Source organism: Marinobacter sp. G5_S1_61_S3 (assembly GCF_054968585.1).
Genome location: NZ_JBQKUK010000002.1, coordinates 59,638 through 75,440, shown reverse-complemented (window position 1 = coordinate 75,440; position 15,803 = coordinate 59,638). Strand labels below are relative to the sequence as shown.

Below are 15,803 nucleotides of genomic sequence, written 5' to 3'. Positions count from 1 at the left end.
TTTGATTCCGCGAATTCTGTATTTCCGTAAACGCTGATCAGGCATCACGACGATGGCCTGGCGGCAAGATAAAATGATTGATTTCAGGAAGTTTAAGTATGTCTACTACTACCGGCACTGTTAAGTTCTTCAACGAAGCAAAAGGCTTTGGCTTTATCACTCGTGAAGGCGGCCCGGACGTATTCGTTCACTACAGCGCAATTCAGGGCAGCGGCTTCAAGACCCTGGCAGAAGGCCAGCAGGTTGAGTTCACCGTTACCCAGGGCCAGAAAGGTCCTCAGGCGGAAAACGTTACTGCTATCTAACGGATAGTAGGGCACCGCCAGAAAGGCAGCCTCGGCTGCCTTTTTTTGTGGGTGGATTTTGTGATTCCCACCCGAATGTGACATCTTTTATCCCCTGCCGTCGGGCGATCGCCCAACCTTAGTTTGCTCAGGGCCTGCTATGTTGAACACCCTCAAAGCTGTCTGGATCCTGTTTTGGGCTGCACTGCTCACGCTGGTCCTGTTCCTGCCTATTGTTATCGCCGCACTTGCCGGCCGCAATGGCAACGCCGCCTTTCACGGCACCCAGGTATACGCCTGGTGCATGCTTAGACTCACCGGAATCCGCCTTGAAGTCAGCGGACGCGAGCACATCGACCCGGCCCAGCGCTACGTTATCCTCAGCAACCATGCGTCCTATTTTGATCCCCCGGCCCTGGTGCTGGCATTGGGGCTGCAATACCGCTGGGTGATCAAGAAAGAGCTGCGTAAGGTGCCACTGTTTGGCCTGGCGCTGGAGACCTCGCGTAACCTTTTCATTGACCGATCGAAAGGCAGTGATGCGCTGGAAAGTATCAAGCGCGGCGTCGCCCAGTTGCCCGAAGGCACCAGCATCCTGATGTTTCCCGAAGGCACCCGATCCTGGGATGGCAGACTGCTGCCCTTCAAGAAAGGCGGGTTCGTCATTGCCCGCGACGGCGAACTACCCGTTCTACCGGTGACGATCCGAGGCTCCCATGACCGACTCCCCAAGGGAACCGCGGTATTCTCGCCAGGTTTGATCGAGATTATTGTTCATCCGCCGGTAGCCACCGCCGGACGTGAGGTGAGGGAAGTTCAGGAAGAAGTGAAGGGCACCATAGAAGGTGCCCTCTGAAGGGCAACGATCAGTCGCCGAAAACGTCTTCGTAGAGCCGCAGGGTGCCCTCCCAGGAACGTTTTGCAGCCTGCTCGTCGTAGGCGATGGGCATATTGAATTCCTCGGCGACCTTATCCGCTCCCGGATTGGTGAACGAGTGCATGACACCGGGAAAACTGACCAGCGTTAGATCGGCCCCGGCATCCTGCATTTCTTTCACCAGACCGGACACCTGATCCGAGGGCACCATCTTGTCCGCACCACCGGTGTAGACGTGAATCCTGGGCTGAACCTTGCCGGCTTCGGCTTTGATGGGGCTGCCCAGCGCGCCGTGATAGCTGACTACGGCATCCAGATCCACACCCAAGCGTGCCATGTTCAGTACCACGGCACCGCCAAAGCAATAACCCTGGGCGGCAATCCTGCTGCCGTCGACACTGTCGTGCTTCGCGAGCAACTCCTTGGCGGCCATGAAGCGAGCCTTGACCTGATCAATATCCTTGGTCGCCTCCTTCATAAAGGCCTGCGCATCTTCGGGATGTTCGGCGAGTTTGCCGGAGCCATACATATCCAGCGCAAAGGCCGTGTAGCCGGCGGCTGCCAACTTTTCCGCCTGCTCACGGGCAAACTCATTGTGCCCCCACCATTCGTGAACCACCAGAACGCCTGGGCGCTTGCCTTCGGCTTCGTCGTCGTAGGCCATGTAGCCGGTAAACGTTTTGCCGTTTACGGTGTACTCCACGGTTTCTGTCTGCATGTCGGCTGTCACCTGTCCACTTGCCAGGGTAAGGGCTACTGCGAGTGAGAGCGGCGCTGCCGCCAGGGCATGCCTGTATCTGTTCATTGGTTCCTGCTCCGTTTGGGTCGATTGCGTGGGTTGCTTCGGGTTTTACGCCGAGGCCCATTAAACCGATGCATTCAATTGCTACTGCCGGTGTCAGACCTTTTTACTACACTTTACCCGATGAGACATCGTTTACCCGACGGATTCAAGGGGTCAGGCATGAAGATAGGCGTACCGAAGGAGATCAAGAATCACGAGTACCGGGTGGGAATGACACCGGCGGCGGTCCATGAGCTGTGTGGCCACGGCCACAGTGTTTGCGTTGAGACGAATGCTGGTGCGGCCATCGGCTTCACGGACGATGATTATGTGAAGGCCGGGGCCGAGATTCTGGAAAACGGAACGGCGGTGTTCGAGGCAGCCGACATGATCGTCAAGGTCAAGGAACCCCAGGCGGAAGAGCGAGCCTTGTTGAAGTCCGGCCAGACCCTCTTTACCTACCTGCACCTTGCGCCGGATCAGGCCCAGACCGATGACCTGGTAGCGTCAGGGGCAACCTGTATTGCCTATGAAACAGTCACCGACAGCCACGGGCGGTTGCCGCTACTGGCCCCTATGTCGGAAGTGGCGGGGCGGATGTCGATTCAGGCTGGTGCCCACTGTCTGGAAAAATCCCTCGGCGGTCGAGGTGTGCTGCTGGGCGGTGTGCCGGGTGTGAGCCCTGCGCGGGTAACTGTGATTGGCGGTGGTGTGGTGGGTCAGAACGCTGTCGCTATGGCCATTGGCCTGGGGGCCCATGTAACGGTCCTCGACCGCAATATGGACGTACTGAGAAATCTTGACCATCTCTATGGCAACCGCATCAGCACGTTGTTCTCAACCGCCGCGACCCTGGAGGAAGCGGTGATCGAGTCGGATCTGGTCATTGGCGGCGTTCTGATTCCCGGAGCGTCCGCACCCAAGCTGGTGACCCGTGATATGGTCAGCCGTATGCCCGAAGGCAGTGTTATCGTGGATGTGGCCATTGATCAGGGCGGTTGTACTGAAACTTCGAAACCCACCACGCACGATGCGCCTACCTACGTTGTGGATGGGGTGGTGCACTACTGTGTCGCCAATATGCCGGGCGCGGTGGCAAGAACCTCCACTCTGGCGCTGAATAATGTAACACTGCCGTTTATCGTCGCCCTGGCCAACAAGGGACCGGAAAGGGCGATGAAGGACGACCCCCATCTGCGCAACGGCCTCAACGTGTTCCTGGGCAAGGTCACTTTCCGCGAGGTGGCGGAATCCACCGGCTATGAATTTGCAGATCCTGACAACCTGCTCTGATAGCAACGTCATTCAAACAAGGAGATTTCATGAAACTGATCGGTTCCACCACTTCCCCCTATGTTCGCCGTATCAGGCTGCTACTGGATGATAGTGACTATGAATTCGTGAACCTCGACATCTATGGTCAGGGCAGGGATGAGCTCCGGCGCAACAACCCGGCGCTGAAGATTCCCATGCTGATCGACGACAATCAGGAGGTGTACGATTCCCGGGTAATTGCCCGCTACCTCAGCGAAAAGCAGGGCATGGTGCCGTTGACCTGGGACCAGGAAAACCAGCTGACGCTGATTGACGCTGCCAACGATTCTGCGGTGATCCTGCTGCTGTCGGCCCGTTCGGGCATCGATACCAACGAAGACCTGATGTTTTTCAACCTCCAGCGTGAACGCATCATGATGACGTTCAGAACCCTGGCGGCCATGGTGGACGATGGCCAATTCGCCCAATGGAACTACCCCGCCATCTGCCTCTATTGTCTGGTGGACTGGATCGAGTTCCGGGACCTGGTGGATTTTGCCGGCATTGAGAGTCTGCTCGGGTTCAGGGATCAGCATCGTGATCAGCCGCTTGTCGCCGCTACCGACCCGAGAAAAGCGTAAGGTTTTGTCGGGAAGTGATTGGCAATAAAAGACAAGGTGGCTTTAACACTTGCGTTTCTAGGCTATAGTTGAGGGTAGCGTGGCCTGATCTTTCCAGGCCCGTGAGGCGTATCCATTCAACCAATAATAAAATTACCTCAAGGGGGTAAAGCCATGCTCCTGAATCACGCATTTGGTCTGTTCACCCATCCCGATGCCGAGTGGGCCGAGATCCGCAAGGAACACGCACCTCCCCGGCGGCTCTATGTTGCCTATGTGCTGTTGCTTGGCGCGATAGCGCCGATCTGTGCCTACATTTCCACGGCTCATATCGGTTGGACGGTGAGCGGTGAGCGCGTCATAAAGCTCACGGAAGTCAGTGCGATACAGCTAAGCGTTCTGACCTATCTGGCCATGCTGGTGGGGGTGTTTGCCCTGGGGTTCGCCATCAACTGGATGGCTCGGACATATGGCGCCCATGAAGAAACCGTTCCTTCCAATGGCATTGCGTTGGCGGCTTATTCCTGTACGCCGCTGTTCCTCGCCGGTTTTGCGTTGCTCTATCCGGTGCCCTGGTTCAATGCCCTGGTCTTCCTGGCGGCGGCCTGTTATGGCGCCTGGCTGATGTACGATGGCCTGCCGATTGTCATGGGCATTCCCAAGGACCAGGCGGTGATGTATGCCGGTGCCCTGTTGACCGTGGCGCTGGTCATTCTGGTGTCAACCCGTGTGGGTTCCGTCATCCTCTGGAACTATGGCCTGGGGCCGGTCTTCGTCGAAGGGTAGCGGCTTTGCCCGGCCTGTCGTGATTTGCTATTCAGGATGTCGCCATCCGTCATCCTGTCGTTACACTTTGGCGCTACCTTTTACCTGACCACTAAACTAGGGCAGGGAAAGGTATGAAACGATTGAGCCGAAGGGACTTCCTGAAAGCATCCGCTATGGGCATGGGCGCTGTTGCCATATCCACAGGGCTGGCCGGATGCATACTCGACAGCAGCGACAAACGTGATATCCGCTTCTCTCAGGGCGTTGCCAGTGGCGACCCCCTGCAGGATGGCGTGATCCTCTGGACTCGTGCCGTACCGGACGACGATTCCGGGCGGGACGTGGACATCGCCTGGGAAGTTTCTACCGACGCTGACTTCCGGAGCATGACTCATTCCGGTCGCTCGCGCGCCTCGGCTCAGCACGACTACACCTTCAAGGTGGATGTTCGGGGCCTGATGCCAGGTCAGCGCTATTACTATCGTTTCCGCACCGCCAGAAGCACCTCCCCGACCGGTATGACGCAGACCCTTCCTGAAGGCTCGGTGAGCCAGGTGAGGTTCGCGGTGGTGTCCTGCTCCAATTACCCCGCCGGCTACTTCAACGTGTATCGGGAAATCGCGGGCCTGGATAACCTGGATGCCGTGTTGCATCTGGGGGATTATCTCTATGAGTATGACAGCGACCCGGATAGCTATGGCGCGGCGCAGGCAGAAGCCATGGGCCGTACGTTCCCTGCGTCGAATAACCGTGAGCTCATTACTCTGGAGGATTACCGCCATCGCTACGCGATTTACCGGGGCGATGATCATTTGAGGGAGTTGCACCGCAAGGTGCCGTTCATCACGGTCTGGGATGACCACGAAGTAGCCAACGACACCTGGAGGAACGGGGCTGAGAACCACAACGCCGATGAGGGTGATTTCAGTGACCGTAAACTCGATGCCCTGCGGGCCTACTTTGAATGGATGCCGATCCGGCCGGTCACGGACGGAGACCAGGAAACCATCTCCCGCAGCTTCCGCTTTGGCGACCTGGTGAACCTGCACATGCTGGATACACGGATCATCGGCCGCGACGAGCAACTGGCTTACACTGATTACCTGACCCAGGATGGCATTGACGCGGCCCGGTTTGCTGCAGATGTAGGCGACCCGAACCGTACCATGCTGGGTGCCGAGCAGCGGCTTTGGCTTGAGAATGCGCTGGCAACTTCAACCGCCACCTGGCAGGTGCTGGGGCAGCAGGTGTTGATGGGACGGATGACGCTGCCCGCGGAGCTTCTGGCCGGCATCATCAACCCTGACCCATCTGTGTTGCTGCCCCTGTTCGCGGAGCTGGCTGGCCTCAAGGGTCGCTACCTGGCTGGAGATCCCTCGTTGACCGACGAGGAAATTGCCCGGATTGAAACCGTGCTGCCCTACAACCTGGACGCCTGGGACGGCTACTACGTGGAACGAGAGGTGATCCTGGAAACGGCGAGGCAACTACAAAAGAACCTCGTGGTACTGGCCGGGGATACCCACAACGCCTGGGCCAGCAACCTGAAAACCGGCAATGGTGACCAGGTGGGTGTGGAGTTCGCCACGCCGGGGGTTTCTTCCCCCGGTCTTGAAGACTATCTCCAGTTGCCTGAAGCGACCATACCCGATGCCGAGGCGGCTATTGAGCTTCTGGTGGACGATCTCGACTACCTGAACGTGAACCAGCGGGGCTATATGCTGGTGACATTTACACCCGACGAGGCGAGGGCGGACTGGCGCTTCGTCAGCACCGTCAAAGACCGTAACTACGAGATTGTCAGTGGTCGCAATGCTGCACGGCAGACCTTGCCGGGGCCGGGCAACCGTTCACTGGTAACGCCCGGTTGACGGCATCTGTAAACCCGCTGCCGAATGATTCAGGCGGCGGGTTCGAACTGCCGTTGCAACCACAGTTTGATGTCGTCGGATTCGTACAGCCACTGATCCTTGCCGTCATCCTGCCGAATTCGCAGGCAGGGCACCTTGACGTGACCGCCGCCGGCTTCCAGCTCTGAGCGGCGTTCGCCGTCATGCTGTGCGTCACGGGTTTCGATGTTGAGGCCCAGGCGCGCAATTTCCTTACGGACCTTGATGCAGAACGGGCAAGCCGTAAACTGGTAAAGCGCGAGGTCTTCGCAGGCACTGTCCACCTTTGCCTGTGCGTCAGGCGTGCGCGTGATGCCCTTGGGTGTGCTCAACTTCTCGCTGATCAGCATGAAGGGGGTCAGGATCAGCCGAAGGGTACGGAAAAAATAGCGGATGATGATTCTCATGGACTCGATACTGCTCCAGTCGATGGGGTGGATTTCGTTGCAGACCAAACCGGATAGGGAATGCCCGACAGCCTGTTCATGCAATAAGCGTGTGCCAGAAGCAGGCAAACGCCAGCCATCAGGACGGGCAGTTGTGCCGGATCAGGCATCAGGCCGAGTGATACGATAAGCGCAGTGGCTCCGGCCGGCGGATGCACGACACGGAATAGTACCATCAGGCAGCCGGTCAGGCCGAGGGATAAAGCCGAAGCGCCGACCCTTGGCAGATCGACTCCGTGTAAAAATGCGGAGGCCTGGTCCTGTAGACCAAAAATATGAAGACTGAACAGCCCCATCAACGCACCGATGAGGTGGCCGCAAAAGGTATTGCGCGGAGAGGCCGGTTCCGCGAGCGGAACGTGGAACAGTATAAACGCCGTGGCGCCCAGCGACGGGAATATGAAGGCTTCCTGAGTAACCAGTGCGATAAAGGAAACAAGCGCGATACTCAGTGTGCCGTTGATCAGGCTAAACCCCGCCATTACAGTTCGGCGGCTGTATCGGTTCGTCAGCTGTTCAAGATGAAACACCTTTAGCAGACCACTGGCTAACTGCCAGCGCAGTCGTTCGTTTCTGCGTCCCATTGCTCTCTCGTTAACCTGAATCATTTGCACCAAAAAGGTGCGTGATAGTAAGCCCTGACCCTGCACAAGGCAAATCGCTATTTCCGATAACCGTGAGCGACTGGCAAAGGTTCACTGATGCTTCTGAGCAGAAGGGCGTAAGGTATTCCCTGGGGCGTTGTATTGCTGTCGCCGGGCGTTTCTGACAGTCTTTTGTTAATGACAGAAACAAGGCCGGGCTAACCGGACATTCAGGAGAGCACAGTAATGACAGAAGACAAACGCCGCCGTTATTCCGCGCCCGTGGTCGACGGCCTGGGCAAGTCGGCAAGCCGCGCCATGTTGCGGGCCGTGGGGTTTACCGATGAAGATTTTCGCAAACCCCAGATCGGTATTGCCTCGACCTGGAGCAACCTGACGCCCTGCAATATGCACATCAACCAACTGGCGGAGGAATCCGCTGCTGGTGCCGACGAGGCCGGGGGCAAGAGCCTGACGTTCAACACCATCACGGTATCGGACGGCATCGCCAACGGCACCGAGGGTATGAAGTACTCTCTGGTGTCGCGGGAAGTCATTGCCGACTCCATTGAAACCGTGGCTGGTTGTGAAGGTTTTGATGGCCTGGTTGCCATCGGCGGCTGCGACAAGAACATGCCCGGCTGCATGATGGGTCTGGCGCGGCTGAACCGGCCGTCGGTATTTGTCTATGGCGGCACCATCATGCCCGGCGAGAATCACACCGACATCATCTCTGTGTTCGAGGCGGTGGGTGCCCATGCCCGAGGTGATCTGGACCTGATTGAGGTCAAACAGATCGAGGAAACCGCGATTCCGGGCCCAGGCTCCTGCGGCGGGATGTACACCGCCAACACCATGGCCTCGGCGATCGAAGCCATGGGCATGAGCCTGCCGGGCAGTTCTGCCCAGAACGCTATTTCCGAGACCAAGGCGGCAGACTGCAGGGCGGCGGGCGCGGCGGTGCTCAACCTGCTGGAGAAAGACCTGAAGCCATCGGACATCATGACCCGTGAGGCGTTCGAGAATGCCATCACCGTGGTGATTGCCCTGGGTGGCTCCACCAACGCGGTGCTGCACCTTATTGCCATGGCCAGTACCGTTGGCGTTGACTTGTCGCTGGATGACTTCGTGGAAATCGGCAAGCGGGTTCCTGTGCTGGCGGACCTGCGCCCCAGCGGTCACTACATGATGTCAGAACTGGTGGCCATTGGCGGTATCCAGCCATTGATGAAGATGTTGCTCGACCGTGGCATGCTCCATGGCGACTGCATGACGGTCACCGGCCAGACACTGGCGGACAACCTGAAAGACGTGGCTCCGTACCCGGCAAGCCAGGACATCATTCATGCCTTTGATGACCCCATCAAGGCGGATAGTCATCTGCGTATCCTTTACGGCAACCTGGCGCCCACTGGTGCGGTGGCCAAGATCACCGGCAAGGAGGGCACTCATTTCACTGGTCGTGCACGGGTGTTCCAGTCTGAGGAAGAGGCCCAGGAGCGGATCATGGACGGCACTGTTGTGGCCGGGGATGTGTTGGTGATCCGGTTTGAGGGGCCCAAAGGCGGCCCGGGCATGCGGGAAATGCTGACGCCTACCTCGGCCATCATGGGCAAGGGCCTGGGCAGCGATGTGGCGTTGATTACCGATGGGCGTTTTTCCGGTGGCAGCCACGGTTTCGTGGTTGGTCATATTACACCGGAAGCCGCCGAAGGGGGCCCGATTGCGCTGGTGGAAAATGGTGACACCATCACCATTGATGCGGTGGCTAACCGTATTGAGCTGGATGTTTCGGAGCAGGAAATGGAACGCCGCCGACAGGCATGGACGGCACCGGCTCCCAGGTTTACCCGCGGGGTGCTGGCTAAGTACGCGCGTACCGTAAGCTCCGCCTCGGAAGGCGCAGTGACGGACAAGCCCTGAGTGCGTCAGGGGCAGGCCGGTTCAGGCTTGCCCCAAAAAAAGCCCTGCCCGTAGAGGTCCGGGAATTGCTGTAACCAGCGCACCACGGCCTCATCTTCAACACCTTCAACCACCACATCCAGGTCCAGTGCTTCACCCAGCTCGAGGGTCGCACGGAAGATTCGCTGGCGCGTAGGGTGGTCGAGAATGTCTTTCAGGAAACTGCGATCTATCTTGAGCTCATCCAGTTCAAAGCTTGCCAGTGTGCCCAGTGATGAATGGCCGGTCCCGAAATCGTCCATGGCAATTCGGAACCCTTTTCGGTTCAGGGTGTGAATCATACGGCGGGAAGCCTCTGGATCGGTCATCATCGCGGTTTCCGTAATCTCCAGTATCAGGTCTTTCGCCTGAATGTTGTGACGGGTGATGATGTTGGTTACCTTCTCCTCGAAGCCAGCATGAGTCAGGTCCGTGGCGGAAATGTTGACGGCGATGGCCAGCTCGTCGCCGTAGCGGGCTGTCAGGTGGGGGTATTCGCTGCAGGCCCGTTCAATGACCCAAAGCGTCACAGGATAGATCACCCCCACCTGTTCGGCCTGGGGAATCCACTGGTCTGGTGGTACATACCCGAACTCCGGGTGATGCCAGCGTATCAGGGCTTCCACCGAACGAACTTTGGCGTCTCGAATGCGCACTTTGGGCTGGTATTCCAGCCACATACTGTTGCGGGCGAGTCCGTTTTCCACCTCCAGCATTAACCGTTGTTGCTGGTCTTGCCGCTCGGTTAGGGCCGGGTCGTACCCAGGGAGTCCCCGGCTGTCGTTCGCTGATGCGGCCCCCGCGGAAGAGAGCAGGCTGGCGGCTCCGGTTGTCAGGATGACCGAGCCTGCGGCAGCGCCAAGGAAGAACGCGGACTCCGCAAAGCTGGTGCTCGGCGCCCAACCCGTTGTATGTAAAAAAGAGATCACGGCCCCGACCAGTATGGCGAGGAAGGCAAGCCCATAATAGCGTGCAAGGACGTGCTGACGAATCTGGCTCAGAACCACCAGCAGGATAAACGCGCCACCAGCGAGGGCCAGGCCGAGGAAAGACGCTTCGCCAACACCCGGAATGTTCACCGGCGTCGCCAGTAGATGCAGGAAAGCCAGCAGACTGATGACGTGAATGATTCGCCGGGAACGACGGCCCAGCGGCAGGAAGTGCGGCGTGAATTCACACAGTGCGATCAGGCACAGCGGCAGACTGATGTGCAGCAATGCGTTGTACTGCGGCTGGTCGGGCCAGATAAACCAAAGGCCAAACTGTTCCAGAACCAATTGGCAGTGCAGGACACCGGCCATGAACACACTGAGCCACGCGAGGCCGGGCCGCTGTAGCATAAACACAACTGCCAGGTTGAACAGCAGTGCAAACGCCAGAATCCCGCCGATAAATACTTGCCGTACCAACGCCATCAGGTCCTGAGGCAAACCCGTTTCCAGGCTCGATAACCAGTGGACGCTGCCCAGTGCCTGGGGAGTCAGCAACGCAAGCAGCCATCCGTAGGCAATGGCAAAGATCAACACGATCAGGGGTAGCCAGCGGTAGAAGCCATTGCTCGCATCAAAGGGCAGGGGCGTACTGGCGATTTTCTGCGTCGTTTCGGGTCCGGTTGAATCCATTCGCTTGGTTGTCCTGCTCGTTTCCCGGAGGGCTTGTTACACTATGGTTACCTTGTGAAATATTGTGTAACAATATGATTTCAATGTAATTTTACGCGATTTTATACGGTTTTGCATTTGATGTTTTAAACGCCTGAATGAATTCTGTGTCCGATCCCGTTAATACTTTTACCCTGGCCTACCCGGAGCCAGCCGCCAATTTGGCTGGTATAGTGAAAGGCTGACACCGTAATGACACATAACAAGGTTTGACCAATGATCCGAACGGCCATTGTCCTGGCGCTGACAGTCCTGTGTTTGCTCAACGTTTCCCGGGCGATGGCGATCGAGAGGTCCGAGTTGCAATTGGCATCCGTTAACGCAGCTGTGGCCTATGCCGACGATGAGGGGCTGGTTTACGGCAAGAATGCGGATCGACGGGTGCCCATCGCGTCCATCACCAAATTGATGACTGCGCTGGTGGTGATGGAGTCCGGCGAGCCCCTGACCGAATGGCTGGACTTCCGGGAGCGCCATATTCCCGCTCCGGCGAATGCCTATACCCGTATTCGTGTGAGCTCCGAGCTCAGACGCTCTGACGTACTGCGTATTGCACTGATGTCGTCAGAGAATTTTGCGGCCCATACCCTGGCAAGACACCATCCCGGTGGGTATGACGCCTTTATCGAAGCGATGAATGCCAAGGCCGTTGAGTTGGGAATGCTGAAAACAACCTTCGTGGATCCCACTGGGTTGTCGGTTGACAATCGTTCCACCGCGGCGGATCTGGTTCGCCTGGTCAGGGCGGCCAGCCAATACCCACAGATACGGGAGTATTCCACCACCCGCTATTTCACCGCCCAGTTCCGCCAACCCAGATATCGACTGGCGTTCGGGAATACCAATGTCCTGGTTCATCGTGACAGTTGGGGCGTGGGGATCAGTAAAACGGGCTATCTGTCCGAAGCTGGCCGTTGCCTCGTTATGCTGTTTGAACTGGATGGCAAGCCGTTGGTAACGGTGCTGCTTGATTCTCTGGGCACCCGTTCACCGATGGGGGATGCGGGCCGGATCAAACGATGGCTGACCACCGGCGCCGGTGGCAGTGTTGCTGCGGCCGCGCGTGCGTATGAGCGGAAAAAGAACGCAGCTTATGCCGCTTCGGATGGTGCATCCGTGAGCGTGAACTGACCTCTGGCGAATCGGGAACGCAGCGTATGATTGAGATATTCACCACCGGTGGCACCATCGACAAGGTGTATTTCGATGCCAACAGCGAGTTTGAGATTGGCGATAGTCTGATTGCGGAGCTGTTGGCGGAGTCCAACATCCATGACGGCTATACCCTGCACGGGTTACTGCGCAAGGACAGTCTGGAAATCACGGACGGCGACCGGGAGGTCATCAGAACCGCCGTCAGTCAGTGTAACGCCGAGCGCATACTGATCACCCACGGTACCGATACCATGCCGGAAACCGCCAGAGAGCTGCTGTCGGTGAAAGGGAAAACCATTGTGTTGTTTGGCGCCATGCAGCCGGCACGTATGCGCCGGAGTGACGCGGTTTTCAATATCGGCTATGCATGGGCGGCGGTCCAGCTATTGCCTCACGGGGTTTATATCGCCATGAACGGCGAGGTGTTCGAGGCAGGTTCCGTGCGCAAAAACCTGAAGGCCCAGCGCTTCGAACGCACCTGATCAGCCCAGGCTGTTCACTTCCTCCGTGGTTAGTTCCCGGTATTCTCCCGGCGCCAGTGAGTTGTCGAGTACGAGGGGGCCGACACGCCATCGGTGCAATCCCGTCACATGGTTACCCACCGCCGCCAGCATTCGTTTGACCTGGTGGTAACGCCCTTCCGACAACGTCAGGTCAATTTCCCCGGCATTGAGTAAATGGACATCGGCAGGTCTGGTTGGCCGCGACTCACCGTGCAGTAATACACCCTGTTGCAGTTGCGTGATGGCGAGGTCATCAATGGGTTCGGCGAGCGTCACCCGGTAGGTCTTGGGGCATTTCACCCGGGGCGATGTGATGCGGTGTGACCATTGGCCATCGGTGGTCAGCAGCAGGAGCCCGGTGGTGTCGGCGTCCAGCCGCCCGGCGATGTGGAGCCCGTGGCGGACATCTGCGGGCAGCAGGTCCAGCGCCGTGGGCTGCTGACTGTCGGTGGTGGCACTGATGACACCGGCAGGCTTGTGCAGCATCAGGTACCGCTCTCCTGGCAGTGACAGCGGCTGGTCATCGAGGGAAACCCGGGTGTCTGCGGCCACCGGAGAAGAGGATTTGCGACAGATCTGCCCGTCCACCCGGATTCGGCCTGAACTGATGGTTTTTTTCGCATCGCGGCGCGACAGGGTGGTCGCGTTGGCAACGAAATAATCCAGGCGCATGCTCAGGTACACCCTTCTCCTGGCGGCGGCAGCGTTAGGCTGGCAAGGCACAGTACCTCCGCAGAACCCGTCATTCGCGACCAGAGCACGCCGAGGAGCTCCCCGCCAATCGCCGGACGCTCCAGCTGTGAACTGGGCTCTGGCTCAAGACGGTCGCCATGGTACTTGGCGAGTATGAAGGTGAAGGGATGCGCCCCGGGGATGCCCAGGCGGATATCGGTGGCCGTGAGCTGGTCGCCGTCCATGTCGTAGTGCAGGAAACCACGCGTAAACCAGTCCAGTCGCTGGCCTTCTGGTAATGACGTGGCGGCCTTTGCCAGGCTGGGTTCGCGGGGAAAGTGTTCCACCGTAACGGGGCCGTCGCCATCGAAGAATCCGGTCACGATTTCCACTCGTTTTTCCTCACCCACAACGGTCACTCGCCACAGTACGGTATTGAAAGGCATTGGCTGAACCAGCCGTGGGGCCTCTTCCAGGCCTTCCTTGGCCAGCGTGGGGCCAACCCGTTCCTGGATGATTTGTTGCGCCGTTGCGCTCCACCCCAGATAAAGCGTTGAAAGGAGCAGGCCGGCCATGATGGCGCTGGTTTGTGGCCCGCGGATGAGGAACGCCGTGATGCCGATCAGTAACGGCAGGGTATAAAGCGGGTCGATGATGAAAATGCTGCTGATGGCCACAGGTGGTCCTATAGGCCAGAACAACTGGGTTCCGTAGGTGGTAAAGGCATCGAGCAGAGGGTGCGTCATAAGCACAAGCGCGGTGAGCGCAAACCAACGCCCGTAGCCGAGATGGGGGCGCCACCGATGGAATGCAAAAGCCAGCAATACGGACAGCGGCAGCAGGACAAACAGCGAGTGGCTGAATCCGCGGTGCTGGGTAAAGTTGGCGACCGCCGTGCCGTAATCAATGATGACGTCCAGATCGGGAAGGGTGCCGAGAACGGCACCGACCAGCAGGGCTGAACGGCCAAGGGTTTTTCCGGCAACGGCACCGGCCAGCGAGGCGCCCAGTGCCGCCTGGGTAATCGAATCCATCGGGATAACACCTTGTCATTTAAGTCCGGCAGGTATTATGCGCGGAATCGGTTGTCGGATCACGCCCCAGATGGTCGGCAGATGGCTGTCAGGTATCACTCCCGGACGTTTCAGACGTCAGGTCTACCCCCAAGGCATTGAGAACCGTGTCGCCGGGATAGCCGTCGGCAACGAGGCCATTTTCTGACTGGTAGCCGCGAATAGCCGACCGCGTGTTGGGGCCAAGGATGCCGTCCGGTTTCCCGGTATCAAATCCCTGCTCGTTCAACGCTTTTTGCAGGGTAAGGATGTTGTTCCGTGACAACGCTGGCATATCCTTCGGTGGCGGGTTCTGCAGTTTACCGGCACCGGCGATGCGATCCGCCAGATGTCCAACCGCGATGGCGTAGAATTCAGAGCGGTTCCAGCCCATGATCACATTAAAATTCTTGTAGGCCAGGAATGCAGGCCCCCGGTGCCCGGCCGGGACCACCAGCGCGGCTTCGATGGGTTCGTTCGCCAGTTTATTGCCGAAGGCGTCGGTTACGCCCAGGGTGCGCCATTTTTCCAGGGGTAGTCGGCGGCCGTCCGCCATGCTGTAATCGAACCCCTGGGGCAGAAGAACCTCCCGCCCCCAGCGGTAGTCGCCATCCCAGCCGAGATCCTGTAGAAAGTGGCCGGCTGACATCATCGCGTCCGGCAGGCTGTTCCACAGGTCGCGCTTGCCATCGCCGTCGCCATCCACCGCATGGCGCAGGAAGACGGTTGGCATGAACTGCACATGCCCCATGGCGCCTGCCCAGGAGCCCTCCATCTGCTCGGCGGGTATCGCGCCCTCGTCAATGATTCTCAGGGCTGCAATCAACTGTTCGGTAAAGAATTGGCTGCGCCGTTCGTCGCACGCCAGGGTGGCGAGGGAGCTGGGCACCGACATCTTGCCAAAGTAGGAACCGAAGTTGGTTTCCAGGCCCCAGAACGCCACGAGATAGGGGGCGGGCACGCCGGTTTTCCGGGTGACGCGTTCAAGCAGTGCTTCGTGTTGGTCCAGCAACTCCCGCCCGCGGCTTACCCGGTCGGAGTTGACCCTGCGGTTAAGGTAGTCCGCGAAGGTGGTGGTGAATTCGGGCTGGCGGCGGTCGAGCTCTATCACTCGCTCCAGGTATTCTGCGCCTGCCAGCACTTCGCCCGCCGTTTGTGATGACACACCCGCCTCGATGGCCTGGCTTTCCAGGTGTTCGATGCACTGGGGGAAACGGTTTTCCAGGTCGGCGTCAGCGGCCGCGGACACGGACGCACTGCTCAGGACGAACAATCCGCTGAGTGAAAGGTGTCGAATCGTCCGTTGGCTCTTT

General features: G+C 58.5%; 16 protein-coding genes. 9 read left to right on the top strand and 7 right to left on the bottom strand.

Annotation, left to right across the window (positions count from 1 at the left end):
* The first annotated feature begins 98 nt into the window (after positions 1–98).
* A complete protein-coding gene (locus tag ACTRWH_RS01870; protein ID WP_007154967.1) occupies positions 99–305 on the top strand; it encodes a cold-shock protein in 207 nt (68 codons plus the stop codon).
* 139 nt (positions 306–444) lie between these two features.
* The gene (locus ACTRWH_RS01865) at positions 445–1,140 is read left to right on the top strand and encodes a lysophospholipid acyltransferase family protein (protein ID WP_151983034.1); all 696 of its coding nucleotides are present in this window, start codon (positions 445–447) and stop codon (positions 1,138–1,140) included.
* A gap of 10 nt (positions 1,141–1,150) precedes the next feature.
* Here the strand turns inward: ACTRWH_RS01865 and ACTRWH_RS01860 are convergent, their stop codons facing one another.
* Positions 1,151–1,966 (bottom strand): dienelactone hydrolase family protein, encoded by an 816-nt coding sequence (locus tag ACTRWH_RS01860; protein ID WP_085678667.1) that lies wholly within the window; start codon positions 1,964–1,966, stop codon positions 1,151–1,153.
* Between the two features lie 159 nt (positions 1,967–2,125).
* On the opposite strand from ACTRWH_RS01860, the gene ald reads away from it, so the two are divergent.
* The 4 genes from ald to ACTRWH_RS01840 all read left to right on the top strand — a co-directional run bounded on the left by ald (position 2,126) and on the right by ACTRWH_RS01840 (position 6,458).
* A complete protein-coding gene (ald, locus tag ACTRWH_RS01855; protein ID WP_091642539.1) occupies positions 2,126–3,238 on the top strand; it encodes an alanine dehydrogenase in 1,113 nt (370 codons plus the stop codon).
* A gap of 29 nt (positions 3,239–3,267) precedes the next feature.
* Positions 3,268–3,840 (top strand): glutathione S-transferase family protein, encoded by a 573-nt coding sequence (locus ACTRWH_RS01850; protein ID WP_036210748.1) that lies wholly within the window; start codon positions 3,268–3,270, stop codon positions 3,838–3,840.
* A gap of 153 nt (positions 3,841–3,993) precedes the next feature.
* Entirely contained in the window at positions 3,994–4,605 is a 612-nt protein-coding gene (locus tag ACTRWH_RS01845) for a Yip1 family protein (RefSeq protein WP_036210751.1), read from the top strand.
* A gap of 113 nt (positions 4,606–4,718) precedes the next feature.
* Positions 4,719–6,458, top strand: a complete 1,740-nt coding sequence (locus ACTRWH_RS01840; protein ID WP_462825817.1) for an alkaline phosphatase D family protein — start codon at positions 4,719–4,721, stop codon at positions 6,456–6,458.
* A gap of 29 nt (positions 6,459–6,487) precedes the next feature.
* Here the strand turns inward: ACTRWH_RS01840 and ACTRWH_RS01835 are convergent, their stop codons facing one another.
* Both ACTRWH_RS01835 and ACTRWH_RS01830 read right to left on the bottom strand, forming a co-directional pair.
* On the bottom strand, positions 6,488–6,883 hold the full coding sequence (locus tag ACTRWH_RS01835; RefSeq protein WP_036210756.1) for a glutaredoxin family protein: 396 nt from the start codon (positions 6,881–6,883) through the stop codon (positions 6,488–6,490).
* Entirely contained in the window at positions 6,880–7,506 is a 627-nt protein-coding gene (locus ACTRWH_RS01830) for an HPP family protein (RefSeq protein WP_007154975.1), read from the bottom strand. The genes ACTRWH_RS01835 and ACTRWH_RS01830 overlap by 4 nt, the downstream gene beginning before the upstream one ends.
* Positions 7,507–7,752: 246 nt before the next feature.
* Between ACTRWH_RS01830 and ilvD the strand changes: the two genes are divergently transcribed.
* Positions 7,753–9,429, top strand: a complete 1,677-nt coding sequence (gene ilvD, locus ACTRWH_RS01825; protein WP_041332496.1) for a dihydroxy-acid dehydratase — start codon at positions 7,753–7,755, stop codon at positions 9,427–9,429.
* A 5-nt stretch (positions 9,430–9,434) separates the two neighbouring features.
* On the opposite strand, the gene ACTRWH_RS01820 is transcribed toward ilvD, so the two are convergent.
* Entirely contained in the window at positions 9,435–11,069 is a 1,635-nt protein-coding gene (locus tag ACTRWH_RS01820) for an EAL domain-containing protein (protein WP_075194191.1), read from the bottom strand.
* Positions 11,070–11,324: 255 nt separating this feature from the next.
* On the opposite strand from ACTRWH_RS01820, the gene pbpG reads away from it, so the two are divergent.
* Together pbpG and ACTRWH_RS01810 are read left to right on the top strand one after the other, a co-directional pair.
* On the top strand, positions 11,325–12,239 hold the full coding sequence (gene pbpG / locus ACTRWH_RS01815; RefSeq protein ID WP_126811353.1) for a D-alanyl-D-alanine endopeptidase: 915 nt from the start codon (positions 11,325–11,327) through the stop codon (positions 12,237–12,239).
* Between the two features lie 26 nt (positions 12,240–12,265).
* On the top strand, positions 12,266–12,745 hold the full coding sequence (locus tag ACTRWH_RS01810) for an asparaginase domain-containing protein (protein WP_036210766.1): 480 nt from the start codon (positions 12,266–12,268) through the stop codon (positions 12,743–12,745).
* Here ACTRWH_RS01810 and ACTRWH_RS01805 read toward each other — a convergent pair whose 3' ends face one another.
* The 3 genes from ACTRWH_RS01805 to ACTRWH_RS01795 all read right to left on the bottom strand — a co-directional run bounded on the left by ACTRWH_RS01805 (position 12,746) and on the right by ACTRWH_RS01795 (position 15,763).
* Entirely contained in the window at positions 12,746–13,438 is a 693-nt protein-coding gene (locus ACTRWH_RS01805; protein WP_127401920.1) for a pseudouridine synthase, read from the bottom strand.
* Positions 13,439–13,440: 2 nt separating this feature from the next.
* Positions 13,441–14,472 (bottom strand): metal-dependent hydrolase, encoded by a 1,032-nt coding sequence (locus tag ACTRWH_RS01800; RefSeq protein ID WP_126811361.1) that lies wholly within the window; start codon positions 14,470–14,472, stop codon positions 13,441–13,443.
* A gap of 88 nt (positions 14,473–14,560) precedes the next feature.
* Positions 14,561–15,763, bottom strand: coding sequence for a lytic murein transglycosylase (locus ACTRWH_RS01795; RefSeq protein ID WP_369810877.1), 1,203 nt, complete (start codon positions 15,761–15,763; stop codon positions 14,561–14,563).
* Between the last annotated feature and the right edge of the window lie 40 nt (positions 15,764–15,803).